The following is a 12,590-nucleotide window of genomic DNA, read 5'->3' on the forward strand; positions in this document are numbered from 1 at the left end:
TTGGGATTTTTTGATTTTTTAGGGTTCAAAAGGATTAGAGGGAAAGAAGTAGAATACATATTAGTATTACAAAATTGAAGATTCATACAGAATGGGGTAAGGCTTTGGAAAAGACAACAGGGATACTGACGGATGAGACTATTATTAAGGCTTCCAATCAGCATTGCATTGATCAAGGAATAGACCCTGAGCAGCCTCCTATTTTTCCAAAATGTTATGCTGCAGATGAATTGGGGTCACAACTCCATGTATATAGTGAAGTGATTGAAGTTATCGATTTTTTTGTGAATAAGTTTCTTTCTTCAGTAAAAGGCAATCCGATCCTTGTTACGATATCGGATGATGCAGGTTATCTATTGGCGTTCAAAGGGGATCCGACGATTATTGATCTCGTAGGGCAGATTGGTATCAAAGAAGGTGTGCAGCTAAACAAAGAAGTGGGTACGAATTCGATTGCTTTGTGTCTCGAATATCAGCGGCCTTTTCAGTTGAAGGGGCAAGACCATTATCATCATATTCTTCATCGTTTAGTGTGCTGTACGGCTCCTTTTTATAAAGAGGATGGGCGTGAGATTTTGGGGACGATATCATTTATGGCGGATATAGATGTGGCTCATCCCCACCTATTACCTTTGCTCTGTACCATGGCTGACTCCATCGAACGCGAAATTTTGCTGCGTAGAGGAAATGCTGAGCTTCAGCTTTTAAACCGAATCCTATTGGATACTAATTACTTAGGCGTTATTATAACGGATGAACTCGGAACGATCGTCAATATAAATGAGAACTGCTTAAATATGCTTCATTTGGATGGTGAACATCAAGAATCTGTTATCGGTGCCAGTGTTTTTGAAATTCGGAATGTGGGCTCTTATTTTCAGCATGTCATTCTTCAGCAAGAGGCATGTGCTGGGCTGGAAGTGATTCAAGAAAGTAACGGTTTGTTTGAGCATTATATGCTGGATGTGCTTCCGGTTTACGACTCGAATGCATGCTTGGCTCGTGTGATTGGGAGTCTTCGTAATATTACAGAGATGAAAAAAACGGAAGAAGTGCTGCGCAATACAGAGAAGCTAGTGGTCGCTGGACAACTGGCCATGAGTATTGCGCATGAGATTCGAAATCCGCTGACCACAGTTAAAGGGATGCTTCAACTGGCCAATAAAGATTCGAAACTGCTCCATTATGATCTTATTATGTCAGAAGTGGAAAGAATGAACCTCATTGTGAGTGAGTTCCTTATACTGGGTAGACCGCAGGCTGCGCATTATAGGATAGAACAATGTAGTGCGATTCTGGAGGAAGTGCTTAGCATCTTTGCAATTCAAGTGGAGATGAATAATATATCGTTAAACACGCAATTCCATAATGATGCCACAATCTTGTGTGACCGCAATCAGATCAAACAAATCTTCCTAAACATCCTAAGAAACTCAATGGAAGCCTTGCCTTTTGGTGGAAGCATTACAGTAGCTCTAGATGTGGAGAATGGATACCAGACGATTACCTTCACAGACAACGGAGAGGGTATGAACCAGGAAGTGTTGGATAAATTAGGTCAGCCTTTCCACACGACCAGAGGTGACGGTAATGGACTTGGAATCATGATTGTAAAAAAAATAGTTTCTGCACATAGAGGCCGCGTGGTCATAGCTAGTGAAAAGGGTGTAGGTACAACTGTTACGATTTATCTGCCAATAAAATAAAGGGCTTATCTTGGCTATAACTCCGTCGTACAAGCCTTAATTCATAATAAAAGACTCTTCCGCCCAAGCAGGCTGGAAGAGTCTTTTATTATGGAGATGGACTACCACTTGGATCCGCCTGATGAATTTCGGCCGGACTTACCTCCGCCGCCACCCCAGGAAGAGCCGCCGGAGGATTTGCCACCACCGCCGCCTCCGCCCCAGGAAGAACCACCGGAGGAACGCCCTCCACCAAATCCGCCCGAGGAAGGAGGCCCAGAGGACATCCGTTTGCGGGCTTGTGCACGACGTTGCTGTTCTCTCATCATAGCTAATTGGGCTAACCGTTCTTCCTCTTCCTTCTGGCGAACGAGTCGGTTCGCTTCATTTACAAAGGAAGTGATCTGCGAATCATAAGAACGGCTTAGGGACTCCAGCTCCTCAAGATTGTAAGGCCGGGACGTCAGGCGATGCTCCAGTGCACTGAATTCTGGCAATAAGGATAGCTCGAAGCGAATTCTAGATGATAACCCTCTGCTATGCAGCATTCGCTGGGTGGTTTCCACCCGGCTTTGCCCTTCAGAGAACAGGCGAGTGACCTTATCCAGTCTTTCATGGAGTGCATTTAGACTCTCCGAGACGCCATCGAACTGTCTTGCAGCCTCATCCAGTAAGGATAGCAACTGCTCAAGCGCATTGTGGGCCTTGTCATATTCCCCGCGTTCATCACTGGTCCAATTCTCAATCTGCGCCACTTCACTTGCACCTTCCCGAAGGCGAGTGCTCCACTCTGTCAGAATGTTCTCCACAGTTGCTACATGTTGTTCTTCAAAATATATTCGTGCTTCTGTAATCCGGCTCTGCAGTCCGTCTCGCCGCTGCTTTAATTGGCTCCATTCGGTGCGGAATGTCTCTAAATCTCTGCGGTTATTCTGCCGAAGAAGTGCTTGTTGTTCTGTCATAGCAACAGCCTCATCCAGGAGAAGATCAAGATTGGCGCCAATCCTGCGCACCTCATCCATATCTCCTGCGCGTAGCGGTGCTTCAAGAGTCAGCGACTCTACTCGGGCCTGCTCCAGACGGTCATAAGGTTTTATCTTCATGTTATGGAGTGAATTCTGTTCGATGATGCTTGTGATTTTCGCACGGGATGCAGCTAATACCGTAGGGAAATGGTTTAGCTTATCATCATAGAGATCGACATCCTTCAGGTCTTGTTCGATTTTTTCTTGGCGCTCTTGCGCATCCTCGGTAATTTCTTGTGCAGCAATAGGGTCAAAGAGCTCTAATTGATCTGCTTTTGAGGTCTCCTCGGCAAGCTCCTTAAGCTCTTCAACAATTTCTTGAAGTGCATAACCAGTTTCTTTAACCGCATCATGCAGCTGCTCTTCAAGCTCTGGCGTATCCTCTTTAAGCTCTGTGATGCGTTGTTTAACATTGCGATCTGCTTCACTGATAACTGCAATGTTCTTCTCTTCCTCCTCAAGCGCTGTGCGGAAGGATGCCTCTGTCTGCTGCAATTGTTCCACGGCAGCTTTAAGGGCATTCAGACGATAGAAGGGTGGCTGTGTACCTTGCCCATCACTTTGCAGGGAAGAGATTTCAACGAGTTTTGCAGACAGTCGTTTTGAAATGCCTTCTACCAGCACCTCGGTTTTGCCCTGAACGATCCCCTGAAATGGCTTTAATGATTCCAATGCTCGATTCGCTTGTACAAGCAAATTGGATAACTGTTCCTGTTGCTCGCTTAGCTGTTTACGTCGACGCAGACCTGTGATCACTATAAAGAGCACAAGTAGGATTAGTACGGTTCCGATTACAATGGCAGCAATCTTGAACATGGAGCTACTGGAGCGGCTTTCGGAACTGACTGAGGTTCCTGGATTGCTGGAGGTGCCGTTCTCTAAACCGCCGTCCGTACTGCCAATCGCACTGCCACTTCCTGCGTTTTCTCCAGCATTTCCGGTGCTATCCCCGATGGAATGGACCGCTTTAATTAAGGCCTTTGTCCCTCCAGCGAAGTCGCCTTCTCTGGCATAAGGTATGAAATAAGTATCAAGTAACGCTGTAATGGCAGCACTTCCTGAGCTCCCCCCCTGATTCTGGGACCAGGCATTTATCGAGTTTTGGAAGCCTGGGTTGTTAAAATTCAGTTCAATCGACTGATCGCCAGCGGAGATTAGCAAGAGAATATCGCGTGTGGACAGTCCCCATGAGGCATAAGTTTCATCAGCGTACTTATCGGCTGGAGTGCCGTTTAAGGAATCTACGGTGAGTACATGCATAGTAACGAGATCCCCAGTGGCGGCAGCAGAAATGGATTTCGCTTCTGCGGAGCTAAACATTCCAGCGCTATCAGTAACTAATCCCTGCTGAGTAGGAATTACGGCGGCATATGCACCGGGTACCCATAACACGCTGATTAATAAGAATAAAGCTATATACTTTTTCAAGCTGACACGCTCCAATCTGAAGGACTTTGTATTCAATATATTATGCTAATAATTATACTATATCATTAACCATCAGGGACCCGGGGATCTTCCTATTCTTACATGTCCGCCAGTTATACCAGCAAAAAAAGCCGCATTCCCTAAAAGGAATGCGGCGAATATTTAGAAGGGCTATCTTGTCGGCAGACAGAGGATGTATTGCAATCTGGATTTAATTTCTTTTTGCCATTTTAAATCTCCAACTTTAACGGCAAGATTGAGCAGATCCAGATAATCGTCAACCTGTAGTGTTGTTCGGGTAGAGGTAACGTTCATGGGTGATCAGTCTCCTTTTTAACTTAAATATAGTAAAGTGAAATCAATAACTTCTTTAATAATGATAATCATTATCAACTTGTTTCATTATTGCTATTATCCACATTTTCCATCTAAAAAGCAATATAAAAATGTAGCATCCGTAATTTTATATAATTTACAAAGGGAAGGGTCATCGATAGGATTTGCGTATATTGTGTGACATGGACGTGAATAGCAGGGATATTGCCATATTTTGTCGAATATTATTTAGGTTATTACTGTAAAATCAGTAAAAAGGGGGATGAGCGATGAAGCAGGGTAAACTGTTGCTTCTGATTAGCATTCTATTTATGCTCTTACCTCCTACTGCCATTCACGCCGAAAGAAGGGAGATAGAATATCAAGTAGAGTTGGGATATCCACCTTATAAATATGAGAAAGATGGGTACATGACCGGTTTTGATATTGAATTGAGTAGTTTGATCTTTGAGAAGCAGGATTACGACGTCCACTATAGTACAGGGAAGTTGGAGAATGTGTATAGTCGGCTGGTTCAGGGAGATATCGAGACTGCGGGTCTAATGGCAATTACAGAAAAACGAAAGCAAGAGGTGCTATTTTCAGACACTGTATTCAAAAGCTATATTTCCATCTACGCAAGGCGAGGGCTTGAGGGTGAGATTAATTTAAAAACACTAGAACGATATAAGATAGGTCTAGGAAACGGGCAGTATTCGGAGACGGTACTAAACGGGAAATTAGGGATTAATGATTACGTAGAATATGCAACGGTCCCTGAGGCTTTAAAGGCTCTTGAAAAAGGAGAGATCGACCTTCTATTTGAGAATCAAGGGGTTGTCGATTATCTGCTCGATGAACAGGGGGAGACGAAGGATATTATAAAGGAATTGAGCGATCTCTACCCCAGGGATGTAGCATTTGCAGTCAGTAAATCCACACCGGAGTTGGTTTCTTATATTAACGAGAGATTGAACGAATTGCAGCATTCGGGTGCTTATGAAGAATTGTACCAGAACTATTTCTACGTTCATTCTGATTATTATAAAGGTATGATCCACAAGAGAATAGCTAACGGAATAATCGTTCTATTCTGTCTGCTTATTCTTAGTTTAATCCTGCTTAAATTGTATATAAATCGTTTACGGCGTGCTGTTTATTCGGAGCATCAATTTTTTGAGGATGTTATAGAGCATAGCGGCATGGTGGTCTGGGCGATACAGGCAGATAAAACAGTAGTCCGGTTTAACAAGTTCGCTGAGCGGATGACAGGTTTAAGAGAGAAAGAGGTACTGGGCGTAAATCTTGATGATATTGATGGTCTGAAGGGGAGTGCTGCTATTTTCCGGAAGCTGCTGGAACGGGCAATACGGCTCGAATATGTTAGCAACGTAGAAATTAAACTTCCAGATCAATCACCTGAAGCGCGCTATTTCTCATTCCGGACAACTTTATTAAAAGGGCTAGATAAGCAGGCGGGCGATATCTTTGTACTTGTTGGTGTGGATATCGATGAACGTAAACAGAATGAGCTAAATCTGCAGCTAAGTTATGAGGAACTAGAAGCTACTTATGAAGAGTTGTCAGCGACAGAGGTCGATCTGCAGGAACAGTTTAATAAGCTCCAAATCAGTGAACGACGTTTCCGGCTTACCTCAGAAGGTTCTGGTGCATATATGTGGGAGTTTGATTTGGAGGCGAGACGTTTTAATTTATCAGATCGATGGTATGAACTCATGGGCTACACGAAGGATGAAATCAACTCGTTTGAAGATGGAGCGTTAAGTATTGTTCATCCCGATGACCTTGCTTCAACCCTTAAGATTAAACGAGATCACTTGAAAGGTATTACATCTATTTTCGAAACGGAATTTCGGATGCTTACCAAAGATAATCAAATTGTGTGGTTTGAAGTCAGAGGCAAGGCTACCCTTAATCCAAGGGATAAAGTTCTGTTATTCATGGGCTCCTTGATTGATATCAGCGAGCGGAAGCAGGCTGAGCTTAAACTAAGCAACAGCTACCAAGAACTTGAGGCGACCTATGAGCAGCTTGCGACCACTCAACAGGAGCTTCAAGTGCAATATAATATGCTTCTAGACAATCAGAAATATATACATCGTCTGGCTTATGTGGATGAGCTTAGCAATTTGCCTAACCGTTTATGCCTTCTGGAGTCGATGGAGAAATACCTGCAGCGTCCGGGCGGAAAATTTGCACTATTATTTCTAGATTCAGATAATTTTAAATACATCAACGATACATTGGGTCATAAATCCGGGGATGTACTCATTCAGAAGGCTAGCAAGAGATTGCAGTCATTGATGCAGGAAGGAGATATGCTCTCACGGCTAGGTGGAGATGAATTTGTTGTTTTTATTAAGGATACAGAAGACCGTGAGGATGTATTGAACCTAGCAGAGCGTATTATGAGATCGTTCAGACAGTCCTTTGTGATAGGGGAGAGTAATCTATACGTTTCGCTAAGCGTCGGAATTTCTTTTTATCCAGAGGATGGGGAGACGGCCGAACAAATTCTGAGCAATGCAGATGTGGCGATGTATCGTGCCAAAGAGGATGGTAAGGGAACTTATGTAGTCTATGACAAATCGATGCATACAGCGTTTAATGAACGAATGAATATAGAGAAGCATTTGCGCAGTGCTATGTACAATAATGAGTTTGAAGTGTACTATCAGCCACAGCTGGATATTCAGTCCGGATTCATTTCAGGCTTTGAAGCCCTAATTCGTTGGAATAGTCCAACGCTTGGCTCTGTATCTCCACTTTCATTTATAAAAATTGCTGAGGATTCCAGACTGATCATCGATATTGGTGAATGGGTGCTTCGAGAATCTTGCGTCTTTATGAAAGGCATTCAAGATCGTACAGGTGTTCCTTATAAAATATCGGTTAACATTTCGATTATTCAGCTATTCCAGAACGATTTTATCGAGATGGTACAGGATAGTCTGGCTGTAAGTGGTTTAAAGCCAAGCTGTCTTGAGTTGGAAATTACGGAGTCTATTTTCATGAAATCATTTAATGAGAGTATCTTGGGTAATCTGCGGTTTCTAAAATCTAAGGGCATCAGTATCGCCTTGGATGATTTCGGAACGGGGTATTCGTCCCTTAGTTATTTGCAGCAATTGCCGATTTCAACACTCAAGATGGATAAAACTTTTATTGATTCGCTCTCAGAAGAAGAAGCTAACAGCAAGTCTTTTGTGCAGTTGATTATACAGCTGGGGCATAATATGGGACTACAGGTCGTAGCGGAGGGGGTAGAAGAGGTTAGCCAGATGGATTTCCTCAAGTTGATAGGCTGCGACAAAGTTCAAGGCTACCTGATTAGCAGACCTGTACCAAAGCAGGCAGTAGTAGAGCTTTTGGAAACACAGAGGCACTATGGAATATAGCTGTTAGATTCACACTTATAGATGAACACAAACAAGCCCATGAAAATATCAGTGGGCTTATTTGTTCAAATATATATATTTCTCGCATAAACGCTTACCGTCCATTAGGGACGTCGAAGGCGTTTTTGCTTATGTTCAGTCTTTAGCTGATTACGATTTTATTCTTCCCTGTGTTCTTAGCCTCGTAAAGTGCATCATCTGCCTTCTGAAACGTAGAATTCTTGGAATCAGTACCTGTAAAATCATGCATACCGATACTGACGGTTACGCTTTTTCCGTCCATTTCCGCAAAAGGGGTATCAGAGATGGTTGTTAGAATATGCTTCATAATCTCATGAGAATGATCAATGGTTTTAGCAGTCAGAATGACGACAAATTCTTCTCCACCGTAACGGGCGGCGAAATCATCGGGACCGACATGCTCGAGTAGGATCGCGGCGACCTTTTGCAATACGATATCTCCAACAGAGTGTCCATAGGTGTCATTTACTTTTTTGAAATTGTCGATATCCATAACAGCTAGCTGCATGGGAAATGGATTACTCTGCTGATGATCGATCAGCCATCCCAAGTATTCGTGAAACGTTTTATGATTATAAAGATCAGTTAGAGGATCAATCTTAGATAGTCGGTCCATGATTATATTCTGAATGCGTAAATCCTGTTCTGACTTTACCGAGTTCTCCAGGGATCGCATCAAATCACGCCCGCGACCGATGACTGCGAAGCCTGCTAGAGCAGTACCTGCAAAAATAAGTGCAATAATGATAGTTTGTGTGATCGGTATGTACCCTTGACTCGAGGTCTTGATAAATAAAACGATCGTGTACAGTAGACATATGGCAGAAGTGGCTATCATATAGCTTTTCTTCATATAGATCATGGATATATGCAGTGGCATTAGCATAATTAATGAAATCATATATAGTTCATTGCTGAGATTGATGATAATCAGAAGTGCAAATATATGGCTCGCCACTGTAATCGTTAGCTCAGACCATAGGGGTCTCCATCTATAGACACATTCCAGAATAATGATCAAAGTCACTATGATGGAGTTAGGAATCACCGACTGTATTATAAAATTGCCCATGGTTAGGGTGGTGTCCGGGTGTTTGCCCCATAAGCATAGAGAAACCAAAAAATGAATACATAGATCCACAATCAGGATGATCCAGAATGCATTGAGAAGCACGCGATTCCAATGGGTCTGACGAGGAGTTTGAGATGTGGCATGCATAATATGTTCCTCTTTTCCAGTGGCAATATGCTTATATATTCGACAATAATAACGGATTCCCTCTCGGCGAATGAATGAAGTGCTCTTGGGATAATTGTTCGAAAAGGAATACTATAGAAAGTATTTCCTTTAATTAACTCTGCTGATATAATGTTAGAATACATAACATCAATCGAGTGGAGTGGGAATAATGATGCAGATTCGTCGAAGCCAGATTTTTGTAGTCGTCCTGTTGCTCCTTGTCAGTGTTTACAGTTTGTTGATAGACATGTTCTGGATTCATAAGCTGGTAATCATTCTGCTTATGGCTTCTCTAGGCTGGGTCGTACTGAATTTGTCCCGCTATGGTTATCGTAAAGAATTGCTGCTGAAGGAATCTAAGAGTAAAGTGGAGCTCCTTGGTAATGAGATTGTAGTTACTTCGGACCGACTGCATGGTGCACTCGAAGAAATTAGCCGTCATACAGAAGAGTTGCAGCGGACAGCTGATTATTCACACGAATATGAGATGGATTTGCGAATTCGCAGTAACGAGGCTAAAGCTAATATTGAAGGCGCTTATCAGACAATGGACGGAGTAGCATCAGTTACTTCACATATCGAAGAGTTAACGGAGAGACTGGGATCAAATATGAAATACGCCCGTCAGGGCATGACAACCATGGTTGATTCCTTGAGCATTGCAGATGCTGTGATGAAGGACCTGCAGATACAGAGCGGGGACATGTTGGCTAAGTTTACTACCTTGAGTAACCATATCGCGATGGTGGAAGAGATCAATACGCTTATTAACAGTATTGTGGATGAAACCTCTTTACTTGCGCTGAATGCTTCCATTGAAGCGGCACGCGCAGGTGAACAAGGCCGCGGATTTGCAGTGGTGGCTAGCCGGATCCGGCAGCTAGCAGATCAAAGCAAGAGCTCGGTAGACCGTTCCTCTGGCATCTTGCTCGACATTAATAACGGAGTACAGCAAGTGCTGGAATCCGTTACGAAAGAGCAAGCTTCAGTGGAACGCGGGGTGAACGAGGTCGGCACTGTGAAGCTACGACTCGATGATATCGCGTCGAGAGTAGATGAAGTTGGCAGCGCCGTAACGGAAACCATCGATGCTGCCGCGAGGCAGGGCAAGCTGATTGTAGAAGTGACAACGGAGCTGAGTGGGGCGGTGGCTATCGTGAACGAGACGATTGCTAATGTGGATCTTACGCTGGAACAGGTGACACGGCAGCGGAACCAGATCGGTCAGCTGAACGAAGTCAGCGCTAATCTGTTAGCGGAGTCGCAATCGTTGCAGCAATCGGTTACTAGCATAGCAGGCCGAGAAGAAATCGAGATGAGCCAATATGCAGCCCGGCTTCAGGAAATGCAGAGTCTCTTGGAGAATATTTCAGTGAAGGAAGAGCTGTTCTCGCCGGATACTGAAGTTCATCAAGGTGTTCTAACCTCTTATATTAAGAAAATTCCGGATGTGCAAGCCATTTGGTCCAATCGGACGGATGGGACCTTTATCTACTCCGAGCCGGCGGCAGGCCTCCTGAATGCCAAGCGGCGGGATTGGTGGAATGGGGCCATAAATGAAGGTGAATATGTTTCGAAGCCTTATGTATCAGCGATAACGAAGCGTTCTTGTGTTACATTATCCAGAGCGATTAAGAATCGTCAGGGAGATGTCGTTGGTGTAGTAGGTATCGATTTAGCGGTGTAATAAAACGACAAAAGCAAGCCCTCTTTGAAGTGCTCCCTGTCAAGTAGACAGTCTAAAAAACAAAAAAATGATTAAATTATCCCCCAGGTTCAGTTTATGAGAGATTGGGGGATTTTTTTTTGTTCATCGTTAAGCAGCTTGTCTATATTCGTTTGGAGATAAGCCGTTTAACCGTTCCGTGTATCGGTAATTATTGTAATAACGGATATAATTGCTCACAACTTCAAAGAGTTCCTCATAAGTGTCGTGTTTTTTCAGATAATAACTTTCTGCCTTTAAAGTGCCCCAAAATCGTTCTATGGGTTGGTTATCTAAACAACGACTTACTCGAGACATACTTTTAGTAAATCCATACTTCACTTGAAGGCGATTATACTCTTGTGATGTGTATTGAAAGCCTCTGTCGCTGTGAAGAAGCGGATTCACTTTGGGGTTGCTTCTGTAAGCTTTCTTCACCGTATCCATGACGAGCATATTGTTGTTGGAATGGCTCATTACCCATGAAACAATGGAGTTGTCATACACATCAATAATAGCGCTCAGATAGGCTTTACGACCGTTTCCATACTTTAATTCTGTGACGTCTGTGCACCACTTCTTATTAGGAGCTTCTGCATTGAATTTACGATTCATTACATTTTCAGCGATATGAATTTCAGTGGCCTTTACGTAATTTGGTCGTTTTCTTCGGATTACAGCCTTTAATCCAAGAGCACGCATAATTCGATAATATTTTTTCTTGTTATAATTCCCCTTAAGTTTACGGTTTAGTTGAATGCGCATTTGACGATATCCAAGAATTCCACCGCGTTTTTCATAGCGAAGCTTCACTTCCTGAGCGAGCGAAAAAATCTCGAGTTCTTGGGTCGATGGCTTCCACTTTAACCATTTATAATAGGCAGATCGGGCGACTCTAGCTAGCTTACATAACGCCGTGATGGGGTAGCCTTTTTCTACGTGCAGTTCCTTGATGGCTGGATACAAATCTGCATGTCGAACTAAAGTTAGCGTGTATTTCTTCGCCGGATCTCTGCCAACTTTTTTGCGAAGGCATTCTCCATTTCTAGGAATTCATTTCGAGCTTCTAGCTCCTTAATTCGAAGTTTAAGGCGTTCATGATCGTCGAGTTCTTCTACTGACTTGATACGGCCACGGTTGTCTCTAAGGGCTTCCTCGCCGCCAGTATTATATTTACGTACCCATGCGTATACCTGTTGATATGAAACTTTATATTTCACGATAGATTTTTGATAGTCTAAGTGATTAGCGATTGTGTATTGTACGATTTCAATGCGTTCTTGAAAAGTTGTTTTCCGTCCGTTATTCATACGAGAGTGTCCATTTCCTTTACGAGTAGGTTTAGTTTCTTTCCTACAAGTATACTTGGAAATCCATCTTCTCAAAACACTACTACTCGAAATATTATACTTCTTGGTAGTTCCCCATAAAGATTCTCCAGATAGAACATCTCTGATAGCAGCAAACTTCAATTCATCAGCGTATTCTTTCCAACCCTTAGATTCTCTTAATCCCTCATAGCCTTCCGCCTTATATTTCCTTATCCAATCTGTAACTGTAGTTTTGGCAACCCCTAATTGCTTTGCTTCATGATTAGGATTTGATACATGCTGAATACATCGCTGTACTACGTGTAATTTTACGTCTAAAGAGATTGAACTCCTTTTGGACATCGCAAAAACTCCCATCATTGTTGAAGTAGAAGTTTTTGTTTTTTCTACTGTCTACTATGATGGGAGCATATCACTTATA

The 12,590-nt window shown here is 43.0% G+C and carries 8 protein-coding genes; 3 read left to right on the forward strand and 5 right to left on the reverse strand.

Going from position 1 to position 12,590, the window contains the following annotated elements; translation table 11 throughout:
• Nucleotides 1-74: 74 nt before the first annotated feature.
• Nucleotides 75-1,706, forward strand: coding sequence for an ATP-binding protein (locus NSU15_RS01685; protein WP_339288883.1), 1,632 nt, complete (start codon nucleotides 75-77; stop codon nucleotides 1,704-1,706).
• A 101-nt stretch (nucleotides 1,707-1,807) separates the two neighbouring features.
• Here the strand turns inward: NSU15_RS01685 and NSU15_RS01690 are convergent, their stop codons facing one another.
• Both NSU15_RS01690 and NSU15_RS01695 read right to left on the reverse strand, forming a co-directional pair.
• Entirely contained in the window at nucleotides 1,808-4,138 is a 2,331-nt protein-coding gene (locus tag NSU15_RS01690) for a septation ring formation regulator EzrA (RefSeq protein ID WP_339288884.1), read from the reverse strand.
• Between the two features lie 171 nt (nucleotides 4,139-4,309).
• Nucleotides 4,310-4,453, reverse strand: a complete 144-nt coding sequence (locus NSU15_RS01695; RefSeq protein WP_167348483.1) for a hypothetical protein — start codon at nucleotides 4,451-4,453, stop codon at nucleotides 4,310-4,312.
• A gap of 290 nt (nucleotides 4,454-4,743) precedes the next feature.
• Between NSU15_RS01695 and NSU15_RS01700 the strand changes: the two genes are divergently transcribed.
• Complete coding sequence (locus NSU15_RS01700) at nucleotides 4,744-7,872, forward strand: EAL domain-containing protein (protein WP_339288886.1); 3,129 nt, start codon at nucleotides 4,744-4,746, stop codon at nucleotides 7,870-7,872.
• Nucleotides 7,873-8,014: 142 nt separating this feature from the next.
• On the opposite strand, the gene NSU15_RS01705 is transcribed toward NSU15_RS01700, so the two are convergent.
• Nucleotides 8,015-9,112, reverse strand: a complete 1,098-nt coding sequence (locus NSU15_RS01705) for a GGDEF domain-containing protein (protein ID WP_339288887.1) — start codon at nucleotides 9,110-9,112, stop codon at nucleotides 8,015-8,017.
• A gap of 190 nt (nucleotides 9,113-9,302) precedes the next feature.
• Between NSU15_RS01705 and NSU15_RS01710 the strand changes: the two genes are divergently transcribed.
• Nucleotides 9,303-10,820 carry a methyl-accepting chemotaxis protein gene (locus tag NSU15_RS01710; protein ID WP_339288889.1) on the forward strand — a complete coding sequence of 506 codons (1,518 nt, stop codon included), beginning with the start codon at nucleotides 9,303-9,305 and terminating at the stop codon, nucleotides 10,818-10,820.
• Between the two features lie 129 nt (nucleotides 10,821-10,949).
• Here the strand turns inward: NSU15_RS01710 and NSU15_RS01715 are convergent, their stop codons facing one another.
• Nucleotides 10,950-11,804 (reverse strand): IS3 family transposase, encoded by an 855-nt coding sequence (locus NSU15_RS01715; protein ID WP_081390105.1) that lies wholly within the window; start codon nucleotides 11,802-11,804, stop codon nucleotides 10,950-10,952.
• Nucleotides 11,805-11,824: 20 nt separating this feature from the next.
• Entirely contained in the window at nucleotides 11,825-12,511 is a 687-nt protein-coding gene (locus NSU15_RS01720) for a helix-turn-helix domain-containing protein (RefSeq protein WP_076121956.1), read from the reverse strand.
• Between the last annotated feature and the right edge of the window lie 79 nt (nucleotides 12,512-12,590).

Source organism: Paenibacillus sp. FSL E2-0201 (assembly GCF_037963325.1).
Taxonomy (GTDB): domain Bacteria; phylum Bacillota; class Bacilli; order Paenibacillales; family Paenibacillaceae; genus Paenibacillus_AQ.

Bases quoted from the DNA above. Each gene is read 5' to 3' on its own strand.
- NSU15_RS01695 (WP_167348483.1), bottom strand. From the start codon at position 4,453: ATGAACGTTACCTCTACCCGAACAACACTACAGGTTGACGATTATCTG.
- NSU15_RS01700 (WP_339288886.1), top strand. From the start codon at position 4,744: ATGAAGCAGGGTAAACTGTTGCTTCTGATTAGCATTCTATTTATGCTC.
- NSU15_RS01705 (WP_339288887.1), bottom strand. From the start codon at position 9,112: ATGCATGCCACATCTCAAACTCCTCGTCAGACCCATTGGAATCGCGTG.
- NSU15_RS01710 (WP_339288889.1), top strand. From the start codon at position 9,303: ATGATGCAGATTCGTCGAAGCCAGATTTTTGTAGTCGTCCTGTTGCTC.
- NSU15_RS01720 (WP_076121956.1), bottom strand. From the start codon at position 12,511: ATGTCCAAAAGGAGTTCAATCTCTTTAGACGTAAAATTACACGTAGTA.